Origin of the sequence: Rhabdothermincola salaria (genome assembly GCF_021246445.1) — a bacterium.
GTDB lineage: Bacteria > Actinomycetota > Acidimicrobiia > Acidimicrobiales > Acidimicrobilacustridaceae > Rhabdothermincola_A > Rhabdothermincola_A salaria.
The window spans coordinates 124,224-150,935 of the sequence record NZ_JAJQXW010000001.1 but is presented as its reverse complement, the minus strand read 5'-3'; the positions used below and the strand labels follow the sequence as shown (position 1 = coordinate 150,935).

General features: G+C 72.5%; 18 protein-coding genes. 12 read left to right on the top strand and 6 right to left on the bottom strand.

Translation table 11 applies throughout. The annotated features are described in order from the left end of the window. The first annotated feature begins 261 nt into the window (after window positions 1–261). Window positions 262–1,608 (top strand): MFS transporter, encoded by a 1,347-nt coding sequence (locus LUW87_RS00685; protein ID WP_232669151.1) that lies wholly within the window; start codon window positions 262–264, stop codon window positions 1,606–1,608. On the opposite strand, the gene LUW87_RS00680 is transcribed toward LUW87_RS00685, so the two are convergent. Further along, the gene (locus tag LUW87_RS00680; RefSeq protein WP_232669150.1) at window positions 1,601–3,628 is read right to left on the bottom strand and encodes a penicillin-binding transpeptidase domain-containing protein; all 2,028 of its coding nucleotides are present in this window, start codon (window positions 3,626–3,628) and stop codon (window positions 1,601–1,603) included. The genes LUW87_RS00685 and LUW87_RS00680 overlap by 8 nt on opposite strands. Window positions 3,629–3,712: 84 nt before the next feature. After that, complete coding sequence (locus LUW87_RS00675; RefSeq protein ID WP_232669149.1) at window positions 3,713–5,017, bottom strand: UDP-N-acetylmuramoyl-tripeptide--D-alanyl-D-alanine ligase; 1,305 nt, start codon at window positions 5,015–5,017, stop codon at window positions 3,713–3,715. Window positions 5,018–5,092: 75 nt separating this feature from the next. Here LUW87_RS00675 and LUW87_RS00670 point away from each other — a divergent pair, with 75 nt between their 5' ends. Next, entirely contained in the window at window positions 5,093–6,259 is a 1,167-nt protein-coding gene (locus tag LUW87_RS00670) for a D-alanine--D-alanine ligase family protein (RefSeq protein ID WP_232669148.1), read from the top strand. After that, a complete protein-coding gene (locus LUW87_RS00665; protein WP_232669147.1) occupies window positions 6,256–7,110 on the top strand; it encodes an SMP-30/gluconolactonase/LRE family protein in 855 nt (284 codons plus the stop codon). The genes LUW87_RS00670 and LUW87_RS00665 overlap by 4 nt, the downstream gene beginning before the upstream one ends. A 34-nt stretch (window positions 7,111–7,144) precedes the next feature. Here the strand turns inward: LUW87_RS00665 and LUW87_RS00660 are convergent, their stop codons facing one another. Next, window positions 7,145–7,381, bottom strand: coding sequence for a hypothetical protein (locus LUW87_RS00660; protein WP_232669146.1), 237 nt, complete (start codon window positions 7,379–7,381; stop codon window positions 7,145–7,147). Next, window positions 7,378–8,013, bottom strand: a complete 636-nt coding sequence (locus LUW87_RS18585) for a TetR/AcrR family transcriptional regulator (protein WP_346742386.1) — start codon at window positions 8,011–8,013, stop codon at window positions 7,378–7,380. Before LUW87_RS18585 ends, LUW87_RS00660 begins: the two co-directional genes overlap by 4 nt. Window positions 8,014–8,060: 47 nt before the next feature. On the opposite strand from LUW87_RS18585, the gene LUW87_RS00645 reads away from it, so the two are divergent. From LUW87_RS00645 to LUW87_RS00610, 8 genes are all read left to right on the top strand, one after another. After that, window positions 8,061–10,418, top strand: a complete 2,358-nt coding sequence (locus LUW87_RS00645; RefSeq protein ID WP_232669144.1) for an HAD-IB family hydrolase — start codon at window positions 8,061–8,063, stop codon at window positions 10,416–10,418. After that, a complete protein-coding gene (locus LUW87_RS00640; protein WP_232669143.1) occupies window positions 10,415–11,632 on the top strand; it encodes a zinc-dependent alcohol dehydrogenase in 1,218 nt (405 codons plus the stop codon). Before LUW87_RS00645 ends, LUW87_RS00640 begins: the two co-directional genes overlap by 4 nt. Continuing rightward, a complete protein-coding gene (gene larAH, locus LUW87_RS00635) occupies window positions 11,625–13,220 on the top strand; it encodes an NPN-dependent hydroxyacid isomerase, LarAH14/15/16 family (RefSeq protein ID WP_232669142.1) in 1,596 nt (531 codons plus the stop codon). The genes LUW87_RS00640 and larAH overlap by 8 nt, the downstream gene beginning before the upstream one ends. A 13-nt stretch (window positions 13,221–13,233) precedes the next feature. Then, the gene (locus LUW87_RS00630) at window positions 13,234–14,274 is read left to right on the top strand and encodes a lysophospholipid acyltransferase family protein (RefSeq protein ID WP_232669141.1); all 1,041 of its coding nucleotides are present in this window, start codon (window positions 13,234–13,236) and stop codon (window positions 14,272–14,274) included. An 85-nt stretch (window positions 14,275–14,359) separates the two neighbouring features. Further along, window positions 14,360–16,108 carry an Ig-like domain-containing protein gene (locus LUW87_RS00625; RefSeq protein ID WP_232669140.1) on the top strand — a complete coding sequence of 583 codons (1,749 nt, stop codon included), beginning with the start codon at window positions 14,360–14,362 and terminating at the stop codon, window positions 16,106–16,108. A gap of 207 nt (window positions 16,109–16,315) precedes the next feature. Then, window positions 16,316–20,842 carry a glutamate synthase-related protein gene (locus tag LUW87_RS18950; RefSeq protein WP_232669139.1) on the top strand — a complete coding sequence of 1,509 codons (4,527 nt, stop codon included), beginning with the start codon at window positions 16,316–16,318 and terminating at the stop codon, window positions 20,840–20,842. Between the two features lie 29 nt (window positions 20,843–20,871). After that, a complete protein-coding gene (locus tag LUW87_RS00615; RefSeq protein ID WP_232669138.1) occupies window positions 20,872–21,399 on the top strand; it encodes a MauE/DoxX family redox-associated membrane protein in 528 nt (175 codons plus the stop codon). A gap of 13 nt (window positions 21,400–21,412) precedes the next feature. Then, the gene (locus LUW87_RS00610) at window positions 21,413–21,988 is read left to right on the top strand and encodes a DUF4190 domain-containing protein (protein ID WP_232669137.1); all 576 of its coding nucleotides are present in this window, start codon (window positions 21,413–21,415) and stop codon (window positions 21,986–21,988) included. Window positions 21,989–22,048: 60 nt separating this feature from the next. Here LUW87_RS00610 and LUW87_RS00605 read toward each other — a convergent pair whose 3' ends face one another. Further along, window positions 22,049–22,780, bottom strand: coding sequence for a GntR family transcriptional regulator (locus tag LUW87_RS00605; RefSeq protein ID WP_232669136.1), 732 nt, complete (start codon window positions 22,778–22,780; stop codon window positions 22,049–22,051). 114 nt (window positions 22,781–22,894) lie between these two features. Between LUW87_RS00605 and LUW87_RS00600 the strand changes: the two genes are divergently transcribed. Continuing rightward, on the top strand, window positions 22,895–25,171 hold the full coding sequence (locus tag LUW87_RS00600) for an aconitate hydratase (protein WP_232669135.1): 2,277 nt from the start codon (window positions 22,895–22,897) through the stop codon (window positions 25,169–25,171). Window positions 25,172–25,241: 70 nt separating this feature from the next. On the opposite strand, the gene LUW87_RS00595 is transcribed toward LUW87_RS00600, so the two are convergent. Continuing rightward, on the bottom strand, window positions 25,242–26,645 hold the full coding sequence (locus LUW87_RS00595) for an HAD-IB family hydrolase (protein WP_232669134.1): 1,404 nt from the start codon (window positions 26,643–26,645) through the stop codon (window positions 25,242–25,244). Between the last annotated feature and the right edge of the window lie 67 nt (window positions 26,646–26,712).

The following is a 26,712-nucleotide window of genomic DNA, read 5'->3' as shown; positions in this document are numbered from 1 at the left end:
GACACCCTCGCGGAGTGGGCGGAGAGTGAGGGGCACAAGAGGTCGTGGCCGTGACCGCCACTCCTTCCCCGCCAGTTGCGAACCAACGGATGCGCACCGATGTCGTCGCCGCAAGGGACGCCGGTTCGACACCGGGTTCGGCCGCACCAGGGCGAGGTCGAGGGGGTGGCGGTCCCGCGTCGGGGCACCCGCTCCTCGTGAGCGGTCCGGCGGGTGCCGGTTGTCCCCGCCGTCGGGGCCACCCCTAGCCTGAGCCGGGCCATGCTCGACCGCCGCCTGCCGCCCGACGACGCCTCCGGCGACGGCGCGCCCGAACACCAGCCGGGGTACACCGCCGAGGACGTCGAGGACGCCCTGGTCGACGGCGATCGCACCGTCACCGGCAGCCCCATCCGTTCGGCCCTGCGCAACCGCCAGTTCCGGATCGTCTACGTCGGCTCGATCCTGAGCAACACGGGCAACTGGATGCAGAACGTCGTCATGGCGGCGTTCGCCTACAACCTCACCGGCAGCGCCGGCTACGTGGGCCTGGTCACCTTCGCCCAGCTCGGACCGCAGCTGTTGTTCTCGCTCGTCGGCGGGGCGCTGGCCGACACGTTCGACCGTCGCAAGGTGATCGTCGTCATGGCCGTGTGGCAGATGGCCTTCTCCGTGGTGCTGGCGGTGCTCGCCGGCCGCGACGACCCGTCGCGGGTCGGCCTGCTGATCGCCGTGTTCCTCGTCGGGTCGGGCCACGCCCTGCAGAACCCGACCTTCGCCTCGCTGCTGCCCAACCTGGTGCCGCGTCGTGACCTCAGCGGGGCCATCGCCCTCAACTCGGCCAACATGAACGTCTCGCGGATCATCGGTCCCGCGATCGGCGGCCTGCTCTACGCCGGGGTGGGGGCCCAGTGGGTGTTCCTGCTCAACGCCGTCACCTACGTCTTCATCATCGTGGCCATGCTGCGCATCCGGGTGCCCCGCCTGCACCGTGGGTCCGACGAGGCCACCGGGCTGCGGCGGGTGCTCGAGGGCTTCGCCGTCGTGCGCCGCGACCCGGTCATCCGACGGGCCGTCGCCACCGTCACCTTGTTCTCCTTCTTCTCCCTCACCTTCCTCACCCAGATGCCGGTGATCGCCGAGGAGAACTTCGCCATCCCGGCCAAGAGCACGGCCTACGGGGTGCTCTACGCCGTGTTCGGGGTGGGGGCCCTGGCCGGGGCCCTCTCCATCGGCTCGGTCTTCGCCAACCGCCCGATGGAACGGGTGCTGCGCTGGTCGCTCGCCGGCTTCGCCGTCTTCCTCGCCGCTTACGGCCTGGTGCGCGCCGCCCCCCTCGCCTACCCCATCGGTCTCGTGCTCGGGTTCTTCTACTTCGCGGCCGTCACCTCGTTGTCCACGCTGCTGCAGCACCGCCTCGACGATCGGGTCCGGGGCCGGGTGCTGGCCGTGTGGATGATGGCCTTCGGCGGCACCGTGCCGATCGGCGGTCTGGTGGCCGGCTGGGTGGTCGAGCGCACCGACGTCACCGTGATCGTCATGGTCGGGGCCGTGGTGGCCGCCTTCCTGGTGTGGTTCGCCGACCTGCGCGACCCGGCCGACCGGGAGCGGGCCACGGCGCTCAGCTGAGCGCGGTCAGGAAGTCGCGCACGATCGGGCCGGCCGCCTGGGCGCCGAAGCCACCGTCCTCCACCACCACGGCGACGGCGAGGTCGCCCTGGACGGCGATGACCCACGCGTGGGTGCGAGGCGGCACCTCGGTGCCGAACTCGGCCGTGCCGGTCTTGGCGTGCACCGCTTCACCGGGCACGTCGGCGAGCACGGTGGCGGTGCCACCCGTGACCACGTCACCCATCAGGGCCTTCACGGTGGCGGCCACGGTGGGATCGAGCGGGGGGAGGGGCACCGACCCGGAGGCGACCGCGGGCTCGACCACGAACGACGGCGTGACCGTGGCGCCCTGGCCCAGGCTGGCGGCCACCACCGCCATGCCCAGGGGGCTGGTGACCACCCGACCCTGGCCGATCATGGACGCCGCCTGCTCCACCACATCGGAGGCCTCAGGGACCTCACCGCCCCGGTTGGGCACGCCCAGCGGGTACTCCGCGGCCAGCCCGAGGGCACCGGCGGCGTCGGCCAGCTGGGCCTGGGTGATCCGGTCGGCGAGGCTCACGAACGCGGTGTTGCAGGACTGGGCGAAGTCGACCCGGAAGGCGACGTCGCCGAGCGCACCGCCCTCGGCGTTGACGAACTCCCGGCCCCCGACGTTCAGCTGCGGCGGGCAGGGCACGATCTCGTCGGGCGACAGCCCGGCGCCGAGCAGAGCGGTGGTGGACACCACCTTGAAGGTGGAGCCCGGCGGGAACTGGCCGAGGAAGGCCTGGTTGAGCCCGGCGGAGCCTTCGCCCCCGTTGCTGGCGGCCAGGACCTCGCCGGTGCTGGGTCGGATGGCCACCAGGGAGGTGGGCCGGGGTGCCCCGTCGACGGCGGCGTCGGCGGCGAGCTGGACGTACTCGTCGAGGGTGACGGTGACGTCGGCTCCGGACGCCGGGGGCGACGAGAAGACCTCGACGGGCTCCCCTGCCGGCGCGGTCGTGCCGGTCTCGCCCGCCGGCGAGGCGGCGGGGTCCTCGGCGGCTTCCTCGGCGGAGGCCTCGTCGCCCCCCGGGAGGGGCACCACCGACACCCTGATGCCCGGGCTGCCGGCCAGGCGCTCGTCGTAGGCGGCCTGCACCCCGCCCTTGCCGACCAGGTCGCCGGGCTGGATGCGACCGTCGGACTGCTCGATCTCCTCCGCGGTCGCGGGGCCGACGCTGCCGACCACCCCCCGGGCGAAGTCGGGGGTGGGCGCCAGCAGCATCGTGGTCACCGGGAAGCGGGTCCCGGGCAGGTCGAAGATGGCGGCGCGGACGGCTTCGAAGTCGGGGCGTCGCAGGCGGATGGCCTCCACCAACTGGTCGTCGGGGGCGGTGAGCACCCGCTGGCGCAGCGTGTCGGGGTCCACGCCGACGGCCGCAGCCACCTGGTCGGAGATGGCCGCCTTCTGCTCGTCGGTGGCGCCCAGCTCGGGGGTCCCACCGGTGGCACGGGGCTCGATGCCCACCCGCACCACCTCTTGTTCGCTGAACAGGGGCGTCCCGCCGGCGCCCAGGACGTTGCCGCGCGGGGCCGGCACCCGCTCGGCCTGCAGGCCCTGCCCTGGGCCGATGTCGGGGTGCACCGTCGACGGCGTCCATGAGGCCGTCCACACCCCGTCGGCGCGGGTGATCGCCGCCGGGGCGACGTAGGACCACTCGACCCCGTCGGCGAGGGACCAGCGGTAGTCGAGCTCGAAGGTGGCCGTGGTCTCGTCCTCGTCGGCCACCACCGGCGTCGTGGTGACCGCCGTGGGACGCAACGGTCCGGCGCCCAACCCGGCGGTGATGGCCTCGTAGGACCCGGCGACATCGGCGGCCGGTGTCTCCACGGGGAGGGGCACCGAGGTGAAGTCACCGGACCGGACCGCCACGGCCAGCGCGTCGGCCGCCTCCTGGGCGCCGTCCATGGGGTCGTCGCCCCCGGCCACGACGACGACCAGCAGCCCCACCACGACCGCCGCCACCACTCCGGTGGCCACCGCCACCAGCCAGATCATGCCTCTGCGTTCCATCACCACGGAACCCCCACCGCCTCTCGCCGGCCACCAGTGTGGCCGACGGCGACGAGCACCGGGAGCCGCTCTGGCCGTCGCCCCTCAGCCCAGGATGGCCTCGGCCACCTTCTCGAGCCCGGCGACGCGGCTGCCCTTGACCAGCACGGCGTCGCCGGGTCCCAGCTCCCCCAGGGCGGCCAGGGCCTGGGGGACGTCGGACACCGGGGGCCGGCCGTAGGCGTCGGTCTGGAAGGCCACCACCTCGATGCCGAGGTCGTCGGCCAGGGCGGCGATGCGGCGGTGCTCCTCGGGGCCCTCGGCACCGAGCTCGGCCATGGGACCGAGCACGGCGTGGCGGCGCTCGGCGGCCAGGCGGGCCAGGGCCCGCAGCGCGGCAGCCACCGACGCCGGCCCGGCGTTGTAGGCGTCGTTGAGGACGCGGGCGCCGCCGGGTGCGGTGGACAGCTCCATGCGCCACGGCGACAGGGCCCCCTCGGCCAGGCCCTCGGCCACCTCGTCCACGGGCACGTCGCTCACCAGGGCCACGGCCGCGGCCGCCAGGGCGTTGCCCACGTGGTGCTCGCCGCGCACGCCGAGGCGCACCCGCGCCGATCCCCACTCGGACTCGAGGAGGAACGAGGCCCGCAGCTCGTCGTCGACGGCGACGTCGCTCGCCCGCACCTCACCGGTACCGATCCCGTAGCGGACCACCCGAGCCGTGGTGCGCGCCGCCATGGCCGTCACCCGGTCGTAGGCCGCGTTCAGCACCGCCACCCCGTCGGCAGGCAGGGAAGCCGGCAGCTCGCCCTTGGCCCGGGCGATCTCGTCGAGACCCCCCATCCCTTCGGCGTGCACCAGCTCCACCGCGGTGACCACGGCGATGGTGGGACGGGCGACCCGGCAGAGGGCTTCGATGTGGCCGTGCCCCCGCGCCCCCATCTCGATCACCGCCACCTCGGTGTCGTTCGGGGCGTTGATCAGCGTGAGGGGCACCCCCAGCTCGTTGTTGAAGCTCTTCTCGCTGGCCGCCACCACGTAGCGGCGACCGAGAGCGGCCGCCGCGAGGTCCTTGGTGGAGGTCTTGCCGACCGACCCGGTGATGCCCACCACCCGGTCCGGCAGACGCCCGCGGGCATGGCCACCGAGCGCGGTGAGGGCCTCGACGGCATCGGCGACGACGATGCTGGCCACGCCGGGCTGGGGCGCCCTCGAGGTGAGGACGGCCGCAGCACCTCGCTCGACGGCGGCGGGGATGAAGTCGTGTCCGTCGCGGTCCCCCACCACCGGGACGAAGAGCTGCCCGGCGCCGAGGGTGCGCGTGTCGATGCCGGCCCCGTCGACCTCGACGTCGGGTCCGACCAGGGTGCCGCCGACGACGCGAGCGATCTCGGATGCGGTGAACTCCACCTCGCCACCGTACCGAGACGGCACGAGGCGCCGGACCGGCCCCCGTCGGCACCGGGGAGGACTACGTTCGGCGCCATGCCCGCTCGCTCCTCGCCCGGTGCCCGCCCTCGGCTGGTGGTGCTGTTCGGAGGGCAGTCGGCCGAGCACGACGTCTCTCGCGTCACCGCTCGCCACGTCCTGGCCGCGCTCGACCACGAGCGCTTCGACGTCGTGCCCGTCGGCATCACCCGGGGGGGCGAGTGGGTGCTGGCCGAGGCCGCGGTCTCGGCCCTGCTGGCCGGAGCCGAGACCCTCGCCGAGCGGCTGCCCGACGCCTTGGTCATCGACGGTCCCACCGTCGACCCCTTGCCGATGCTGGCCCCGGCCCCCACCGACGGCCCGTCGGGTGGTCCGGGCGGGCCGAGCCCGGGCGTGGTGGTGTTCCCCCTCCTGCACGGTCCCATGGGCGAGGACGGCACGGTGCAGGGGCTGCTCGAGATCGCGGGGGTGCCCTACGTCGGCTCGGGTGTCCTCGGCTCGGCCGTCGCCATGGACAAGATCGCCGCCAAGCAGATGGCCACCGCCGCCGGTCTGCCCCAGGCCCGGTGGCGGGGCCTGCACCTCACCGAGGTGCTCGAACCGGGGTCCCCCATCCCGCTCCCGGATCTCGTGGGCGCGGACGTGGTGGCCGATCTGGTCGAGGACCTCGGCTTCCCGATGTTCGTGAAGCCGGCGAACATGGGCTCCTCCATCGGGGTGTCCCGGGCCACCGATGTCGAGTCGCTGCGCGCCGGGCTGGTGGCTGCCCTCGAGCACGACGAGTGGCTGGTCGTCGAGGAAGGGGTCGACGGCCGCGAGGTCGAGGTGGCCGTCCTCGGCCACACGGTGTCGCCTCGGGCTTCCGTGCCCGGCGAGATCGTGCCCGGCGCCGACTTCTACGACTACGACGACAAGTACGCCGACGGCACCGCCGAGCTCTTGATCCCGGCCCCGCTGCCCGACGACGTGGCCGACGAGGTCCGCGGCCTCGCCTGTCGGGCGTTCACGGCGCTGCGCGCCGAGGGCATGGCGCGCGTCGACTTCTTCTACGAGGCCGAGGGGCGGGGCCTGTTGCTCAACGAGGTCAACACCATCCCCGGGTTCACCCCCATCTCGATGTTCCCCCGGCTGTGGCACGCCTCCGGGCTCACCTACCGGGCGCTGCTCGACGAGCTGGTGGCGCTGGCTCTGGAGCGCCACGAGGCGGTGCGGCGCCGACGATGACGGGATCGACGGTCTTGCTCGACCAGCTGGCCTTTCCCAAGTTCCCCCGGTGGCACGCCGACCGGCTCTGGTTCTCCGACGTCCACGACGGTCGGGTGTGGGCCATGACCGAACAGGGGCAGGGCGAGCCCGTCACGGCGGTCGAGGGGTGGCCGGCCGGACTGGGCTGGTGGCCCGACGGCACGTTGATCGTGGTGTCCATGAACGACCGGACGCTGGTGGCCGCCGACCGCACCGGCACCACCACGCCGATCGCCGCGCTCGACGCCTTCGCCGCGCACCCGTGGAACGACATGGCGGTCACCACCGACGGTCGCGCCTACATCGGGGAGTTCGGCCACGACCCTCTCGGCGACGGTGCACCCGACGGCGCCCGCCTGGTGTGCGTCGAGCCCGACGGTGAGGCCTGGGTGGTGGCCGAGGACCTGCTGTTCCCCAACGGCGCGGCGGTGCTCGAACGCGCAGACGGCGTCACCCTGCTCGTGGCCGAGACGTTCGGACAGCGCATCTCCGCCTACGACGTGCAGGCCGACGGCTCCCTCGCCCGCCCCCGGGTGTGGGCCGACCTGCGCCCCAACGTGCCCGACGGCATGTGCCTCGACGTCGAGGGCGCGCTCTGGGTGGCGGACCCGGTGAACGAGGGGGTGATGCGCGTCGTGGAGAGCGTGGGGGCGGTGGCCTGGGTCCCGTTCCCGGGCCGTTCCCCCTACGGCTGCGCCCTCGGCGGATCCGACGGGCACACCCTCTACGTGTGCACCGGCGCCTCGACCAACCCGGCCCGCACCATCACCGAGCGCCGGGGTCGGGTCGAAGCGCTCCGCGTCGAGGTACCTGGCGTCACTCGATCCTGAGGCGACCCGACCGGCCGACGCCGTCCGGGTGGGGTCAGCCCCGGGGAGGCTGCGATCCCTCCCCGCGCCCTCGACCGGCCCCCCGACGGAAGCCGAACCAGGCCAGCCCGGCGCCGAGCAGGACGGCGATGGCGCCGGCGACGGTGACCGGCCACGCCGACTCGGAGATGCCGTAGACCAGGGTGCGCACGCCGAGCAGCACCAGGCCCAGACCGATGAAGGGCACCGCCGGGGCCAGCGCGGCGAGCGACAGGCGAGGCTCGTCGGTCACGGCACCAGCGCCGAGCGGAGGAAGGCGAGCAGCTCCTGGCGGCGCTTGACGGTGGTGCGCAGGGTGGGCTCGATGCCCACTGCCCGCAGCACCTCGACCTCGGTGGCCACGCCGATCACGGTGGAGTAGGCCGACACCAACAGCAGGTTCGGGTCGCTGCGGCGCACGTGGCCGGCGTCCATCTCGGATTCGAGGAACGCCCGGGCCCGGTGCACCAGGACGTCGAGGTTGGCGGCGACCCGGGTGGCGGCCGGAGGGCCGAGCCGGCTCACCTCGCGCAGCAGGCCCAGGAGCTCGGGGCGGCGCAGGGCCAGCCGGAACACGGACCGCACCACGGTCTCGACGCGTTCCCACCCGGGACCGGCGGCGGCCAGAGCGGCGTCGAAGGTGGCGACGAGGTCGGCCGACGCCCGGTCGATCACGGCGTCGAGGAGGGCCGCCTTCGACGGGTGGTGGTAGAGGATCGTCTGCTTGGTGACACCGAGCTCGGCCGCCAGCTGGTCGAGGGAGGTGGCGTCGTAGCCCTTGGTGCCGAACGACTGCAGCGCCGCCGCGAGGATGCGATCATCGGTGAGGCGGGCCCTCTCCGCTCGAGTCCCACCGGCGCGGGCCGGCTCCACCGTGGTCGCCACGAGGGCGATGGTAGACCCCCTCACTTACCAAGTGGTAGACAATGACGGTGATTCCTGCGGCCCTGGCCGGAAAGCGCCTCTTCATCACCGGTACCACCGGGTTCCTCGGCACCAACCTGCTCGAGCGGCTCCTGCGCAGCGTGCCGGACTGCGAGCTCGTGCTGCTGGTGCGACCGGGCAAGCGCTCCTCGATCGAGCAGCGTGTGGCCCGCGAGATCCTGAAGAACGACGCCTTCGACCGCCTCCGGGGCGAGCTCGGCAAGGACGGCTTCGCCGAGATGACCGCTCGGCGCATCACCGCCGTCGCCGGCGACGTCGGCCGCGACGGCCTCGGGCTCGACGAGGCCGGACGCGCCCTGCTCGCCGGCTGCGACGTCGTCATCCACTCGGCCGCCACCGTCAGCTTCGACTCCCCCCTCGACAGCGCCGTCGAGGTGAACCTGCTCGGCCCCAGCCGCATCGCCGCCGTGCTCAACGAGATGGGGGTGGCACCTCACCTGGTGGCGGTGTCCACCTGCTACGTGGCCGGCAACCGACGGGGCTCGGCCCCCGAGCAGCTCGTCGACGAGAGCCCCTTCTTCGTCGACGTCGACTGGCGCAAGGAGGTCGAGGGGGCCCGCCGGGCCCGCAGCGACGCCGAGGCCCAGAGCCGCACCCCCGAGAAGCTCGCCGAGTTCCGGGCCCGGGCCCGCCGCGAGCTCGGTGCCGCCGGCAGCCCCCTGCTGTCCGACAAGACCGAGCAGCTGCGCAGCCGGTGGGTCGGCGACCGCATGGTCGAAGCCGGGCGGGCCCGCGCTGCGTCGCTCGGCTGGCCCGACGCCTACGCCTACACCAAGGCCCTCGGCGAGCTGGCCCTCAACGAGAACCGCGGCGACGTGCCCGTCAGCATCGTGCGGCCCTCCATCATCGAGACCGCCCTGGCCGAACCCCGCCCGGGCTGGATCCGCGGCTTCCGCATGGCCGACCCGGTCATCATCAGCTACGCCCGCGGCCTGCTCAAGGAGTTCCCCGGCGTTCCCGAGGGCATCGTCGACGTCATCCCCGTCGACCTGGTCAGCGCCGCCATCATCGCGGTCGCCGCCAAGGGGCCCGAGCCCGACATCGAGGTCGTCCAGGTCGCCTCGGGCTCGCAGAACCCCTTGCACTACCGCCGCCTCGTCGACCTGGTCTCGGACTGGTTCCTCGAGCACCCCCTCTACGACCCCAAGGGCCAGCCCATCGTGGTCGCCAAGTGGTCGTTCCCGGGGCGGGGTCGGGTGCAGGGCCAGCTCCAACGGGCCCAGAAGACCCTCGAACGAGCCGAGAGCGTGCTGGCCCAGCTCCCCCTGCGAGGCAAGCAGGCCGAGTGGAGCGCCTCGCTCGAGTCCAAGCGCGAGGAGGCCGAGCAGGCCCTCGGCTACGTCGAGCTCTACGGCGCCTACGCCGAGTGCGAGGCGGTCTACGGCCTCGACCGGCTCCTCGCCCTGTGGGACGACCAGACCGACGACGACCGACGCGACTTCTGCTTCGACCCTCGCGTCATCGAGTGGGACTCCTTCACCACCGACATCTTCCTCCCCTCGGTCGTCCAACAGGCCCGGGTGCGCACCACCCCCGGCGGCCGCACCGGCCCCAGCCGCTCCGAGCGCCTGCGCGCCCAGGTGCTGGCCCCCGAGCGCCAGCTGGCCGCCTTCGACCTCGAGAACACCCTCATCGCCTCCAACGTGGTGGCCAGCTACGCCTACCTCGCCACCCGCCGCATGCCTCGCGACGAGCGCCTGCGCTTCGCCGCATCCCTGCTCGCCGAGGGGCCGTCGCTGCTCAGCCTCGACCGAGCCGACCGCAGCGACTTCCTGCGCTTCTTCTACCGGCGCTACGACGGCGCCCCGGTGCAGCAGATCGACGAGGACGCCGCCGAGATGTTCAGTCGACTCATCATCGCCAAGTCGTTCCCCGCAGCCATCCGGCGGGTGCGTGAGCACCGGGCGGCGGGCCACCGCACGGTGTTGATCACCGGCGCCCTCGACTTCGTGGTCAAGCCGCTGACCCCTCTCTTCGACGACATCGTGGCCGCCGAGATGGGCGTGCGCCACGGCGCCTACGACGGTGAGCTGACCGACGTGCCCCCCACCGGCGAGAGCCGGGCGCAGGTGCTCATGGACTACGCCGCCGCCCACGGCCTCGACCTGTCCGAGACCGTCGCCTACGCCGATTCCACCAGCGACCTGCCCATGCTCGAGGCGGCGGGCTTCCCGGTCGCCGTCAACCCCGAGACCCGCCTGGCCGCCCTGGCCCGCAAGCGGGGCTGGCTGGTCGAGCACTTCGCCAAGGCCCCGGGCGCTCCCCGACGCCTCGTGCCCATCGGCCCCCGTCGCACCCGACACGGCGGGCTGGCCAACCCACTGGTCCCCGGAGGCACGGCGTGAAGGCCCTCCGCTTCGAACGCAACGTGCCCCGCTTCGCGGCGGCGGCCGTCGCCGGACGGCTGGCCGGAGGCGCCGGCGCCAAGGTCGGACCCCTGCGGTTGCGCTCCGTCGACCCGCCCGAGCCGCCCGGCTCCGACTGGACCGAGATCAAGCCCCGACTGGCCGGCATCTGCGGATCCGACCTGGCCACCATCGACGGTCACAGCTCGCGCTACTTCGAGCCCATCGTCTCGTTCCCGTTCGTGCCCGGCCACGAGGTCGTCGCCGACCTCGACGAGGCCGTGGGCGAGGTGCCCGCCGGCCGCGTCGTGGTGGAGCCCGTCCTCGGCTGCGTCACCCGCGGCATCGACCCCGTCTGCGACGCCTGCGCCCGCGGCGACCTCGGCAACTGCGAGCGCATCGCCTTCGGGGCCATCGAACCCGGGTTGCAGACCGGGTTCTGCTGCGACACCGGGGGTGGCTGGTCCACCCGCATGGTCGCCCACGCCAGCCAGCTGCACGCCGTACCCGCGCACTGGAGCGACGAAGCCGCGGTCATGGTCGAGCCCACGGCCTGTGCGGTGCACGGTGCCCTGGCCGCCCAGGTCCGCGAAGGAGATCTCGTGGTGGTCCTCGGCGCCGGAGCCCTCGGCCTGCTGACCATCGCCGCCCTGACCCGCTTCGCCCCCGCCTGCACGGTGCTGGCCGTGGCCAAGCACCCCGTGCAGCGCGACCTGGCCGCCCAGCTCGGCGCCCACACCGTCGTGGCTCCCGGAGAGATCGCCCGGGCCGTGCGGCGGGCCACCGGCACCATGGCGATCGGTGACGGCGACATCGTGCGCCTCACCGGGGGCGCCGACGTGGTCATCGACTGCGTGGGCAACGACACCTCCCTCGCCCAAGCCCTCGCCGTGGTGCGCCCCCGGGGCCGCATCACCATGGTGGGCATGCCCGGCCACACCCAGGTCGACCTCACCGGCCTGTGGCAGCGCGAGATCACCCTGGCCGGGGCCTACGCCTACGGCACCGAGGTCCTCGCCGACGGCGCCCGCCACCGCACCTTCGACCTGGCCTTCGACCTGGTCGACGCCGCCGACCTCGGTCGGCTGGTCAGCGCCACGTACCCGTTGGCCCGCTTCACCGACGCCATCGCCCACGCCGCGTCCGCCGGCCCCCGAGGGGCCGTGCGCATCGCCTTCGACCTCCGCAACGAGAAGGAACGCAACCGTGCCTAGACCAGGCTTCGTGCTCGACGTCGATCGTTCGACGCCGCCGATCCTCTTCCACCACGGCGAGGGGTTCCGGCTCGAGAAGCTGCCCGCCGGGCGCAGCCGGGTGCTCTACCCGGCCGAGCCCATCGAGGCGCTCGAGCACCCCGACGCCGCCATCCGGCACGCCCTGCTCAACCCCCTCGGCGACAGCGAGCCGCTTCCCGCCCTGCTCACGCCGGGCATGAAGCTCACCATCGCCTTCGACGACATCTCCTTGCCGCTGCCGCCCATGAAGCGGCCCGACATCCGCCAGCGGGTCATCGAGGCGGTGCTCGACCTGGCCGCGGAGGCCGGCGTCGACGACGTCATGCTGATCGCCGCCCTGGCCCTGCACCGGCGCATGACCGAAGCCGAGCTGCGCCACGCCGTGGGCGACCGGGTCTACGACGCCTTCGCCCCTCACGGCCTGCTCGTCAACCACGACGCCGAGGACCCCGACAACCTCGAGTACCTCGGCACCACCGACCAGGGCGAAGAGGTCGAGATCAACAAGCGGGCCGCCACCAGCGACCTCATCGTCTACGTCAACATCAACCTCGTCTCCATGGACGGCGGCTGGAAGTCCACTGCCACCGGCCTGGCCAGCTACCGCAGCCTGCGCCACCACCACAACGTCAAGACCATGCGGCACTCCAAGTCCTTCATGGACCGCCACGCCTCCGAGCTGCACTCCTCGAACTGGCGCATGGGCAAGGTGCTCAAGGACTCCGGCGTCAAGGTCTTCCAGGTCGAGACGACCATGAACAACAACGTCTTCGGCACCGAGGGGCCCATGAGCGTGCTGCAGAAGCGCGAATGGGAGTGGAACGCCAAGGACCGCATCTCCTTCGCCGCCATGAAGGCCGGCCTCGACCGCATGCCCCAGCGCACCCGCCGTTCGGTCTTCCAGAGCTGGCAGGCTCCCCACGCCATGACGTCGGTGCAGGCCGGCGAGGTCGAGGCCGTCCACGAGCTCACCACCGAGAACGTCTACAAGCAGCACCTGGTGCCGGTGGAGGGCCAGACCGACATCCTCACCATGGGGCTGCCCTACATCAGCCCCTACAACGTGAACTCCATCCTCAACCCGATCCTGGTGGCGTGCCTCGGGCTCGGGTACTTCTTCAACCTCTACCGGGGCAAGCCTCCGGTGCGAGAGGGTGGCGTGGTCGTCATGAGCCACCCGACGCCGTGGGAGTTCCACCCGGTGCACCACCCGAGCTACATCGACTTCTTCGAGCAGGTGCTGGCCGAGACCACCGACCCGGTGCGCATCGAGGCCGAGTTCGAGAAGGGCTTCGCGGAGGACGAGTGGTACCGCCACCTCTACCGCACCAGCTACGCCTACCACGGCGTGCACCCCTTCTACATGTGGTACTGGTGCGCGCACGCACTCCAGCACGTGGGGCAGGTGATCATCGTCGGCGGCGATGTCCGGGCCGTGCGCCGGTTGGGGTTCAAGCCGGCCAGCACTCTGCAGGACGCTCTGGAGATGGCGAGCGACGTCGTCGGTCCCGACGCCTCCATCACCCACCTGCACAACCCGCCCATCCTCATGGCCGACGTCACCTGAGGCCGGCGAGATCATGAGCCGTCACAGCACCGGCAACGGTGGCCTCGGAGACTGGACCGGTCGGCGCATGCCGATCACGCGGTCCCAGGCCGTCGAGCTCGTCAAGCGCCTCCCGGTGAACCGCACTGCGGCGGGCACGGCCGGGCGCGCCGGCGCAGCCGCCCTGGGACGCGCCCTGCCGGCGCCCCTCCGCGCTCCCACGGTGCCGGCAGGGGTCGAGGTGCCTCCGGCCGAGAGCAAGGTGGGCGCCGCCTACGACACCGAGTGGGCCCGGTCCTATCCGGCCCGCGCCGCCCGGGTCCTGCTGGTCGAGGGCGTCGTGCGTCCCACCATGGACCTGCTGGCCACCCCCACCGTCAAGGGCACCGACCGCCTCGCCGACCTCGACGGACCGGTGGTCTTCGCCGCCAACCACCACAGCCACGTCGACACCCCCCTGATGCTGTCGGTCATCCCCGAACCGTGGCGGCACCACCTCTTCATCGGCGCGGCCGCCGACTACTTCTTCGGCAACCGGGTCACCTCCACCCTGTCGGCCCTGGTCATCGGCGCCATCCCGATCGAGCGCACCAAGGTGACCCGCACGTCCGCCGACCAGGCGGCCGAGCTGATCGACGACGGGTGGAGCATGCTCATCTTCCCGGAGGGCGGACGCTCCCCCGACGGGTGGGGCCAGGCCTTCCGCGGCGGCGCCGCCTACCTGGCCATCCGCTGCCGGGTGCCCGTGGTGCCCGTCCACCTCGAAGGCACCGGGCGCATCCTGCGCAAGGGCAAGAACGTGCCCCGCCCCACCCCCACCACCGTCACCTTCGGCGACCCCATCGTGCCCGGGCCCGACGACGACTCCCGCAACATGGCGGTGCGCATCGAACGAGCCGTGGCCGCTCTGGCCGACGAGGCCGGCAGCGACTGGTGGCAGGCCCGCAAGCGGGCCGCGGCCGGGGAGACCCCGTCGCTGCAGGGTCCGGGTGTCGGGGCATGGCGCCGCACGTGGGCCCTCGGCGACCGACGAGGCGGCCGGCGCCGGCCCCGTCGCGCCTGGCCCGAGGTCTGACCCACCCCGCGCCAAGCCAGACCTTGCCGTCCGCCCCACCGGGCGAGCTGACAAGATCGACGGGTCCACGTCCCGGGAGCCATCGATGCCTCGAACCCTGCCGCCCTCCGCACCCACCCGCCGACGACTCGGCGTCGTCGCGGTGGCAGCGGCGCTGATCGCCGTCGTGACGGCACCCTTCGCCGGGGTGGCCGCCGCCCAGACGTCGACGGACGACCCGCGCTCCGAGAGCGCCACGACCTCGACCTCGAGCCCGTCACCGGACGGGTCGGCGGCGCCGGCGAACGGAGAGCCGTGGATCATCTCGCTGGGTGACTCCTACATCTCGGGCGAAGCCGGCCGCTGGGCCGGCAACACCTCCACCCTGCCCGAGAGCGCCAACGATGCCCTCGGACCCACCGCCTACTTCGACAACCCCACCGACACCGGCGAGCTGATCCCCCTCTGCCACCGCTCCAAGTCCGCCGAGGTCCACATCCGCGACGACGGCGCCGCCACCGGGCTCAACACCCTCAACCTGGCCTGCAGCGGCGCCCAGACCAACACCTACTGGTCCAACGGGTACCTGACCGACGCCTTCAAGCCCGGCATCGACTTCTACGACGACGGTAAGGGGAACAAGGGCCAGGCCCTCATGCTCCAGGAGTTCGCCGCCGGCGAGGACGTGGGGCTGATCGTGCTGTCCATCGGCGGCAACGACTTCGACGTGTCCGGCATCGCCACCGCCTGTGTCGAGGACTTCCTCTCCTCCAACGTCTTCGCCACCTACACCTGCCACACCGACGCCGCCCAGCGGGCCAAGGTCTCCGCGACCGCGGCCGAGGAGGTGCAGGGCAAGATCGTCGGTGCCATCGCCAACATCCGCACCGCCATGGACGCCGCCGGTCACGCCGAGGGCGACTACACACTCGTGGTGCAGACCTACCCCCAGCCTCTCCCCTACGGGAGCAACTTCCGCTACTCCGAGTCCGGCTACACCCGTCAGACCACCGGTGGCTGCGGGTTCTGGGACACCGACGCCAACTGGATGGTCAACGACGTGCTCGGCGTGGTCAACAGCACCGTGCGCGCGGCCGTGGCCGAGGCCGGTGGTGACATCGTCACGCTGGAGCTGAGCCCCCTGCTCACGGGTCGGCGGCTGTGCGAGACGGGCGTCGACCAGCTCCAGGCCGGAGGGGTGACGTCGTGGACGCAAGCGGACGCCGTCGACCGGACCGAGTGGGTCAACATGATCTACATCAACACCGCCGGCACCTCCCACTTCCAGCAGGAGTCGCTGCATCCCGACTACTGGGCTCAGCTGGCCCTGCGCAACTGCCTGACCCAGGTGTGGAACGACGGGGATCCCAGGAGCGGCACCTGTGTGCGGGGCACCGGCAAGAACGCCGACGGCGAGCCCAACGTGATCCTCCAGGACCAGTTGGTGACGGTGCGCCCGCAGAGCAGCGCCGACCGCTTCGACGTGGTCGGCGCCACCGACGTGCCCGCCCCAGGGGTGTTGGCCAACGACACCGGCACCGACCCTGTCCTGCTGGGGGCGGCCGGCGCCGCCGACGGGCCCCACGCCGTGGCCGAGGGCGACGACCTCCGCCTCGTCGTACCCGCCGACGGCATCACCGCCCGCATGGTCGACCCGCCGGCCCACGGAACCCTCGAGCTGCGTTCCGACGGGAGCTTCACCTACCGCCCGGCCGACGGCTTCGTCGGCGACGACCGCTTCACCTACGTGGCGGCCGACCACTACGGCACTGGTGAGGTCACCACGGTGGTCCTCGCCGTCGGGGCGGGTGCCACTCCCGCGACGGCACCGCTCGTCCCAGCCTTCACCGGCTGAACCACGACCCGATGGCGACCGGACTACCCCACGGGCGGGTGGGTAAGGTAGCGGTCAGCCCGGTCGGGGCTGATGGGCAACGGCGCCACGTTCACCAATGACGTTGACGTCCCCGATCGTCTGGGCGACGACCCATCGCCGGCGGGCCGGCGATGACGGGTCGGCGCCAACGAATCGATCCGACCATCCGCTGCAGAGGAGACACGCGTGCGTGAGCTCGACGCCTGCGGCATCGGCTTCGTCGCCGATGCCGAGGGCCGCCCGTCCCGTTCCATCGTCACCGCCGCCCTGACCGGCCTGGCCAACGTCAAGCACCGTGGGGCGGTGGCGGCCGACGCCCGCACGTCCGACGGCACCGGGCTGTTGACGACCATCCCCGCCGAGATCTTCGGCGACGGCAACGGCGTGGCCATGCTCTTCGTCCGGGGCGCCGACCCCCGTGCCGCGGTCGAGGCCGCGGCCGCCGAGGAAGGCCTCGAGGTCGTCACCTGGCGCACCCCACCGACGGACGGCGAGGCCCTGGGTGAGCTGGCCGCCCGCACCCGGCCCGAGATCCTGCAGGCCGTGTTCCGACCGACCCCTGCCACCGCCGCCCAGGTCGACGCGCTGGCTCCTCGGGACGACGACGACCCCTTGTTCGATGCCGCCTCCGAGGAGCTCGAGCGCAAGGCGTTCCGCCTCCGACGCCGCATCGACCGGACCACGTCGGACACCTACGTGGTCTCCTGCTCGTTTCGGACCGTGGTCCACAAGGGCCTCGTCGCGGCCGACGCGCTCGCCGACTTCTACCTCGACCTCGCCGACGAGCGCTTCATGGCGCCGCTGGCCATCTTCCACCAGCGCTTCAGCACCAACACCCTGCCGACGTGGGAGCGGGCCCAGCCCTTCCGGATGCTCTGCCACAACGGCGAGATCAACACCATCCAGGGCAACCACAACCGCATGCGGGCCCGCAGCCGTCTCGGCACCGCGGAGGCCGGCCTCGGACCGGAGGAGCTCTTCCGGCCGGTGCTCGACCCCGACGGCAGCGATTCGGGCCTCCTCGACGAGGCCGCCGAGCTGTTGGTGCGCGCCGGCCGTCGGCTCAGCCACGCCATGGCCATGCTCGTGCCGGAGGCGTGGGAGGAGACCCGCGACCTCGACCCCGAGGTCCGGGGGTTCTACGAGTACCACTCGGCGCTCATGGAGCCGTGGGACGGCCCGGCGGGGGTCATCTTCACCGATGGCATCCGGGTGGGTGCCACCCTCGACCGCAACGGCCTGCGTCCGCTGCGCTACGCCGTGTGCGAGGACGGCCTCGTCGTGTGCGCCTCCGAGATGGGCGCCGTGCCCACTGCCGACCACGGCGCCGTCGACCGGGGCCGCCTCGGGCCCGGCCACATGCTGGTGGTCAGCCCCCGATTCGGCGTGGTGCGCAACCACGGCGTCAAGGAGCACCTCGCCGTGCGCGCCGCGCCCTACGCCGCCTGGGCCGGCGACGGCTTCTACCAGCTCGGCGCCGGAGATCCCATCGAGGAACCGCCCGAGGACCTCGTCGCCCTCCAGCTCGCCCAGGGCTTCACCAAGGAGGACCTGTCCATGGTCCTCAAGCCCATGTCCACCGACGCGAAGGAGCCCACCTTCGCCATGGGCGACGACTCGCCGCTGCCCCCCATGGCCGGCCGTCCCCGCCCGGTGAGCCACTACCTCAAGCAGCGGTTCGCCCAGGTCACCAACCCGCCCATCGACCCGCTGCGCGAGCGCCTGGTGATGAGCCTGCGCACGCTGATCGGGCCTCGTGCCCACCTGCTCAGCGAGCATGCCGACGCCGCCCGACTGCTCGCCCTCGACTCGTTCTTCGTGTACCCGTCGCGCATCGAGTCGCTCACCCGTCGCGACGTGAACCCGTACTTCACGGTCCGCCTCGACGCCACGTTCGACACGGCCGAGGGCGCCGACGGCCTCGAGACCGCCGTTCGCCGGCTCGCCGACGACGCCGACCTGGCGGTGGCCGACGGCGCCGGCGTCGTCGTGATCGACAACGGGGGCGTGGCCCCGCAGCGAGCCCCGATCCCGTCGTTGTTGGCCCTCGGCGCGGTGCACCAGCGCCTCACTGCCGGCCAACGCCGCTCCGACACCAGCCTGGTCGTCGTCGCCGACGACGTTCGCGACACCCACGCCATCGCCGCCCTGGTCGGGTTCGGTGCCGATCTCGTCTGCCCTCGGCTGGCCCTGCAGAGCGTGGCCGCCGAGGCCGACGCCACCGACACCGGCGACATCGTGAGCTCCGAGGCCCAGGAGCGCTACCGCGCCGCCATCGAGGCCGGCGTGCTCAAGATCCTGTCCAAGATGGGCATCTCCACGATCGAGTCCTATCGCGGCGCCCAGGTGTTCGAGGTGCTCGGCCTGGCGCCCGAGGTGGTCGACCTGTGCTTCACGGGCACCGCCAACCACGTGGGGGGCATCGGGTGGCTTCGCCTGGGCGAGGACACCCTCGCACTGCACGCCGAGGCCTTCGGTGACGGCGAGCCCGACCTCGGCTCCCCGGGCTACTTCCGCGATCGCAAGGGGGGCGAGTACCACGCGCACGACAAGGAGGTGACTCAGGCGCTGAACGTGCTGACGCTGAGCGCCGACACTCCGAAGCTGTCCGATCGGGACCCCCAGGCCGTCGACCAGGCCGCGGCCCACCTCCTGCAGCGGGCCATCGCCGGCGACAGCTACGAGAAGTACACCGACTTCGTGGACCTCGTCACCGCCCGGCCCCCGACCGAGCTGAACGACCTGCTGCAGTGGCGCACCCTCGGCCCGCCCGTGCCGGTCGAGGAGGTCGAGTCCACCCGCGACATCGCCCGGCGGTTCTCCACCGGGGCCATGTCGCACGGTGCGCTCTCCAAGGAGGCCCACGAGACCCTCGCCCAGGCCATGAACATCATCGGCGGCCAGTCCAACTGCGGCGAGGGCGGCGAGGACCCGTACCGCTACCACACCAGAGGTCAGGGTCGCGACGACAAGAACTCGCGGATCAAGCAGGTCGCGTCGGGCCGGTTCGGGGTGACGCCGGAGTACCTGGCCCACGCCGACGAGCTGCAGATCAAGATGGCCCAGGGCTCCAAGCCGGGCGAGGGCGGCCAGCTCCCGGGCCACAAGGTCTCCGCCGAGATCGCCCGGCTGCGCCACACCCAGCCCGGGGTGGGGCTCATCTCCCCGCCACCGCACCACGACATCTACTCGATCGAGGACCTGGCCCAGCTCATCTACGACCTCAAGCAGGTCAACGCCGCCCAGGTCTCGGTGAAGCTGGTGTCGACCGACAACGTGGGCACCATCGCCGCCGGGGTGGTGAAGGCCCTGGCCGACGTCGTGCACATCTCCGGGGGGAACGGGGGCACGGGTGCCAGCCCGCTGTCGTCGATCAAGCACGCCGGCATGCCGTGGGAGCTCGGCCTGGCCGACACCCAGCGAGCTCTGGTCGACAACGGGCTGCGAGGACGCGTCCGGCTGCGAGTCGACGGGGGCTTCAAGACCGGCCGCCACGTCGTGCTCGCCGCCCTCCTCGGTGCCGACGAGTACAGCTTCGGCACCGCGGCCATGATCGCCGAGGGGTGCATCATGCTGCGGGCCTGCCATCGAGACACGTGCAAGCCCGGTGTGGCCACCCAACGGCCCCACCTGCGAGCCAACTTCACGGGCACCCCCGAGGGGGTGGCCGCCTACTTCTTGTTCATGGCCGAGGAGGTCCGCCACCACCTCGCGGCGATCGGAGCTCGGTCCCTCGACGAGGTCATCGGTCGGGTCGACCTGCTCGAGCGTCGGGTCACCGGCGACGAGCGGTCCGACGCCTTCGACATCTCCTACCTGATCGAAGCCCCCGTCCACGTCGACGAGCCCCGCCACTTCACCGAGCGCGTCGACCTCCAGGACCCTCGGGCCGAGCTGGGCGACCAGCTGCTCGCCGATGCCTTCCGCCCGGTGTGGGACGGCGACGACGTCGATCTCTCCTATCGCATCACCAACGCCGACCGGTCGTTCGGCGCCGCCCTGTCGGGGGCGCTGGCCCTCGAGTACGGCGCCCTGCCGCCACGGGGCACGGCCCGAGTGCACCTCGAAGGATCGGCCGGTCAGAGCTTCGGCGTGTTCCTGGGCCACGGGGTGGAGGTCGACCTCGTCGGCGAGGCCAACGACTACGTGGGCAAGGGCATGGGCGGGGGCCGCATCGTCATCCGCCCGGCGGCCAACGACGCCACCCTGCTCGACCAACGCCACGCCGGATCGTCCACCGTGCTGGTGGGCAACACCTGCCTCTACGGCGCCACCGGCGGCGAGCTCTTCGTGGCCGGCGCGGCCGGCGAGCGCTTCGGGGTGCGCAACTCCGGGGCCCTCGCCGTCGTCGAGGCCGCCGGGGATCACTGCTGCGAGTACATGACCGGCGGCACGATCGTCGTGCTCGGCCGCATCGGCTACAACCTCGGGGCCGGCATGACCGGCGGCCAGGCCTTCCTCTGGGACCCGCTCCCCGAACGGGTCCTGAGTCGGGTCAACGCCGACCTGGTGGAGGTGCTCCGGCCCGATCACGACGCGGCGGCCGAGTTGCGCTACCTCGTCGAACGCCACGCCGAGCTGACCGGCTCGGGCCGCGCCCGCGAGCTGCTGGAGCGGTGGGAGGCCGAGACCGAGCACCTCTGGCACCTGATGCCGCGCGATCGCGCCGAGGCCCTCGCCGACACCGCCGCCCGTCGGGTCACCACCGCCTGATCGTCGTCGGGGCGGGCCAGACTGGCCCCATGACGGCGAGCGGCATCGGCTACGTGGCAGCAGTGGTGGTGGCTGCCGTGTTCGCCGTGGCCGGGGCGACGAAGCTGCGCGATCCGGCCGGCACGGCCCGGGACTTCGAGGCGCTCGGCCTGCCGCGGGCCCGGGTCCTCGCCGTGTTCGTGCCGGTCGCCGAGCTGTCGGTCGTCGCCTTGTTGTTGATCGTGCCGGCCGCCGGCGCCATCGGTGCGCTCGTCACGCTCGCCTTCTTCACCACCTTCCTCGTCGGACGGCTGCGGGCCGGGGTGGTGGCCCCCTGCGCCTGCTTCGGATCGGCGCGACGTGACCCTCTCTCCGTGGTGGAGATCGTGCGGAACCTCGGCCTCATGGTCCTCTCCGCCGTCGCCCTCGCCACCGATCGGCCGGTGCGACCGAGCCTGGTCGACCTGGCGGTCGTGCTGGTGCCCGTGGGGGTCGCCGCGCTGGCGATCGGTGCGGTCCGACGGCACCGTCGCGGGTCCGCGGCGACCGCCTCCGATCACCGCGGGACGAGCCGGTAGCCTCGCCCCCGCCATGAGTGACGACCCCCGCAGCGGCGACGACGCACCCCGAGACCCGTGGGGCAACCCGCTGCCGCCCGAGGACCGCCCACCCGCCGATCCCCGCCCCGAGGACTTCCCGCCCCCCTTCCCCGGCGAGGCGCCGGGCACGCCCGGGGCGGTGCCGCCCGGCTACAACCCGGCCTGGCCCCCCTCGGCGGACGGCCCCACGCCACCACCCCCCGGCGTCCCCTCGCAGGGGTGGGGTCAGGGCGAGCCCTGGGCCCCGGCCAAGAACGACGGCCTGGCCGTGGGAGCGCTCATCGCCGGCATCGCCTCGTTGCTGTGCGGGATCGCCGGGATCCTCGGCGTGGTCCTGGGGCCCACGGCCATCACCATGGGCGTCCTCGCCCGTCGGCGGGTGGCGGCGTCGGGTGGCCGGGTCCGGGGTGAGGGGCTGGGGACCGCCGCCATCGCGATGGGGGTGATCGGCACGACCGTGTCGATCGTCTACCTCATCATCTTCATCCGCAACCCCGACATCCTCACCGACATCATGGATCAGCTGAACACCACGACGACCACGGTGCCCGCCGACTCGGCGAACTGATCGACGGGCACGCCTCGGGCGCCGAGCGCGCCGCGCAGGGCGACAGGGCCGTCGCGGTGGCTACTCGACCAGGCGGAGCCCGCTCGGGGCCATGGAGGCCTCGGCGTGGGGCAGGTCCACGACGAACACCGTGAGGTGGGCCGGGAACACGTGCTCGGAGAGCAGCACCGGCTCGTCGTCGACGGAGCGGGTGATCCGCTCGCAGCGCAGCACCGGCGATCCGACCGGCACCCGCAACTGATCGGCGTCGGCGGCGGTGGCCGCGGCCGCGCCGATGGTCTGCACCGCGCCTCCCAGCGCGATGCCGAGCAGCTCGTAGAAGGGTGTTCGCTCGACGTCGGCTCGGCTGAGCTCGGCACCGTACTCCTCCGGGCACCACACCGTGACCAGGGCGAAGGGCTCGCCGTCGGCCAGGTTGAGCCTTCGCACCCGTAGGACGGTGTCGCACCCGAGGACCTGGCGGGCCCGGGCCGGGGCGTCGACGAACCGGAAGTCGAGCACCTGGCGGGTGGACTCGACCCCCTCGTCGGTGAGCTGACGTTCGATGGTGCCGAGCCGGCCCAGGCTCTGGCGCAGCGGGTCGGTGGCCACGAACCAGCCGAAGCCCTGGCGGGAGTCGACGAGGCCTGCCTCGCGCAGCACCTCGAGGGCTCGGCGGACGGTCACCCGCGACGCCGCGTACGCTTCGGAGAGCTCCGACTCGCTGGGGAGGAGGCGGGACGTCCCGAGGTCACCCGACTCGAGGCGGCGACGCAGGTCGTCGGCGATGGTCTGGTACCGGGTCTCCCTCACTTGTCCTATACTTGTCTACATCGTTGGGCTCGGCAAGCCGCATCGCGCCGGCCCCTCCTCCTCACCGCACCCGTCACGCCGCTCCGGGCGGCCCGACCGAAAGACCGAGACGCCATGGCCGTCGCTGCCAACACCCCGATCGACCTCATCGAGTCCATCTACGGACAGCTCCCCGAGCGCATGGAGATCGGCCGCCGCCGGCTCGGACGAGGGCTCACCTTCGCCGAGAAGGTGCTCGTCAACCACCTGCGCGACCCCGAGACCGGGGGGCTCGAGCGGGGTCGCAGCTACACCGACCTCGATCCCGACCGCGTCGCCATGCAGGACGCCACCGCCCAGATGGCCCTGCTGCAGTTCATGACCGCTGGGCTCCCCGAGGTCGCCGTGCCCTCCACGGTGCACTGCGACCACCTGATCCAGGCCAAGGTCGAGGGCAAGCAGGACCTGGCCACCGCCATCGACGTCAACGCCGAGGTCTACGACTTCCTCGAGTCGGTGTCGGCCAAGTACGGCATCGGCTTCTGGCGACCGGGATCGGGCATCATCCACCAGGTCGTGCTCGAGCAGTACGCCTTCCCGGGCGGCATGATGATCGGCACCGACAGCCACACCCCCAACGCCGGCGGTCTCGGCATGGTGGCCATCGGCGTCGGCGGCGCCGACGCCGTCGACGTCATGACCGGCTACCCGTTCAACGTGCGCTGGCCCAAGCTCATCGGCGTCAAGCTCACCGGCACCCTCAGCGGCTGGTCCGCCCCCAAGGACGTCATCCTGAAGGTGGCCGAGATCCTCACCGTGAAGGGCGGCACCGGCGCCATCGTCGAGTACTTCGGCCCGGGCGCCGAGTCCCTCTCGTGCACCGGCAAGGCCACCATCTGCAACATGGGCGCCGAGATCGGCGCCACCACCTCGCTGTTCGCCTACGACGAAGCCATGTCGCGGTACCTCAAGAGCACCGGCCGCGAGGCCATCGCCAGCGCCGCCGATGCCGTGGCCGGCGACCTGCGCGCCGACGACGAGGTCTACGCCGACCCCCAGCAGTACTTCGACGAGGTCATCGAGATCGACCTCTCCGAGCTGCGCCCCCTCATCAACGGCCCCCACACGCCGGACCGGGCGCGCCCGGTCAGCGAGCTCGGCGCCGAGGCCGCCACCGAGGGCTGGCCCATGGAGATCTCAGCCGCCCTGGTCGGGTCGTGCACCAACTCCTCCTACGAGGACATCAGCCGGGCGGCCAGCATCGCCCGCTTCGCCGCCGACAAGGGCCTCGAGCTCAAGACCTCGCTGCTCGTCACCCCGGGCTCCGAGCAGGTGCGCGCCACCATCGAGCGCGACGGCCTGCTCGCCGACCTGGAGGCGCTGGGCGCCACCGTGCTGGCCAACGCCTGCGGCCCGTGCATCGGCCAGTGGTCGCGCAGCGACGTCGAGGAGGGCGACGCCAACGTCATCGTCAACTCCTACAACCGCAACTTCCCGAAGCGCAACGACGGGCTGGCCTCCACCCTGTCGTTCGTGACCTCGCCAGAGACCGTCATCGCCCTTGCCCTCGCCGGGCGGGTCGACTTCGACCCGGTGAGCGACACCCTCACCGCCCGCGACGGCTCCGAGGTCCGCCTCGAGGTACCGGTCGGCGAGGAGCTGCCCGCCAAGGGCTTCACCGGCGGCGACAGCGGGTTCCTGGCCCCGCCCGCCGACCGCAGCGGCGTCGACGTCAAGGTGTCGCCGGAGTCCGATCGCCTCCAGCTCCTCGAGCCCTTCGAGGCGTGGGACGGCCAGGACTTCGTGGCCCTGCCCGTGCTCATGAAGGCCAAGGGCAAGTGCACCACCGACCACATCTCGGCGGCCGGCCCGTGGCTGAAGTACCGCGGCCACCTCGAGAACATCTCCGGCAACCTCTTCATCGGCGCGGTCAACGCCTTCACCGACGAGGTCGGCATGGGCAAGGACCACCTCGACGGCCAGACCAAGAGCTACCCCGACATCGCCCGGCACTACCACGAGGCCGGTCAGCCCTGGGTGGCCATCGGCGACGAGAACTACGGCGAGGGCTCGTCACGCGAGCACGCCGCCATGGAGCCCCGCTTCCGGGGCGCCCGGGTCGTGTTCACCCGCAGCTTCGCCCGCATCCACGAGACCAACCTCAAGAAGCAGGGCGTGCTGCCGCTGACCTTCGCCGACCCGGCCACCTACGACGCCGTCGACCAGGACGACCGCATCAGCGTGCTCGGTCTGGCCGATCTGGCCCCCGACACCCCGGTGCGGTGCCAGATCGTGAAGCCCGACGGCACCACCGTCGACTTCGAGGCCAACCACACCATGAACGATGAGCAGATCGAGTGGTTCCGCGCCGGCGGCGCCCTCAACATCATCCGGGCCCGCCAGAACAGCTGATCCACGCCGTCCACGGCGAGGCACCACTCACGAGGGCGCCCCTCTGCGGGCGCCCTCGTCGCGCTCCGGCTCAGGCCGGGGGCAGAGAGCGGGCCAGCTCGCCCGGCGTGGGCTCGTGGCGCTCCCGGGCCTCGGGGGGCAGGAGGTCGACGATGGCCGCCATGATCGCCTCGGTGTCCGCTGCCGGGTCGTGGAGGCCCAGCTCGACCGGCGGGCCGAGCTGCACCCGCACGGTCGGCGGGTCGAAGACGTTGAGCAGGTTGGGCAGCCGGGCGTTGCGGGGCCAGACCTTCTCGGTGCCCCACAGCCCCATGGGGACGACCGCCACGGGTCGCCCCTCCTCCGCCATCTCCGCCGCCAGGCGGGCGGCGCCCCACTTGCCCCGCAGCACCGGGTCGAAGAAGTTGAGGCCCCGGGGGATGGTCCCCTGCGGGAGGATGGCCACGATCTCGCCCGCCCGCAGGCAGTCGGCGGCCTCGAGCAGCGGCTCGTCGGAACCCGTCCCCCGTTCGACCCGGATGCCCCCCATCGCCCGGGCCAGATCACCCACCACCGGCGCGTCGAACACCTCCTTCTTGCCCAGGAAGCGGATGGGGCGGCCGCGGCGGGCAGCCGCGTACCCCACCGCCAGAGGGTCGAAGTAGCTGCGGTGGTTGGAGCACAGCAGCGCCGGCCCGTGCTCGGGGATGTGCTCGGTGCCCATCACCTCGAAGCGCACCCAGGGCATGAGCTCGTTGCGCAGGAAGGGGAAGGCGGCGGTCTGTGGCTCGATGCCCAGCACCTTGGGCACGCCCGGTGGGGCGTCGAGGAACTGCACCGGCCAGCGACGTAGCACCGCGTAGGCGGCCAGGCGAGGGTCGGGGTTGACGGCGACGGGCTGGCCCACCGCGTCGAGCAGGGGCCGGTCGTAGAAGCTGTCGGAGTAGGCCCAGCACTCGCGCAGGGCGATGCCGTTCTCGCCGGCCCAAGCGGTGACCGCCGCCAACTTGCCCTTCCCCCACACGAACTCGCCGTCGAAGGTCCCGTCGTAGCACCCCGTCTCGTCGACCCGGTACCGGGTGGCGACGATGGCGTCGAACCCCAACATGGTGGCCAGGGGCTCCACGAGGTCGTAGGGCGTGGTGGTGGCCAGCACCACCGGGCGACCGTCGCGCTGGTGGTCGTCGATGATGACGCGGGCCCACGGTTGGACCTCGTCGGCCAGGCGCTCCGCCGCCTGCCGTCCCGCCTCCCGCACGACCTCGCGGTCCCACCCCTTGGCCGCCTTGACCGCCTGGCGGGTGAGCATCATCGACGGACGGATCTCACCGACCAGGTCGAACAACCCGAAGAGCAGCCCCTCGCCCGGCACCGAGCGATCGGGCAGCAGCCCCGCGGCCCGCAGCGACGCCGAGATGACGGGGCCGCTGGCGCCGCGCAACAACGTGCGATCGAGATCGAAGATCGCCGCGCCCTGCTCCTCGACGTCACCCATGGGCGCACGGTACCGCCCCGCCTCGCCCCGGTGACGGGCCGTACCCGCGCCTCCACTCGCAGCCGGG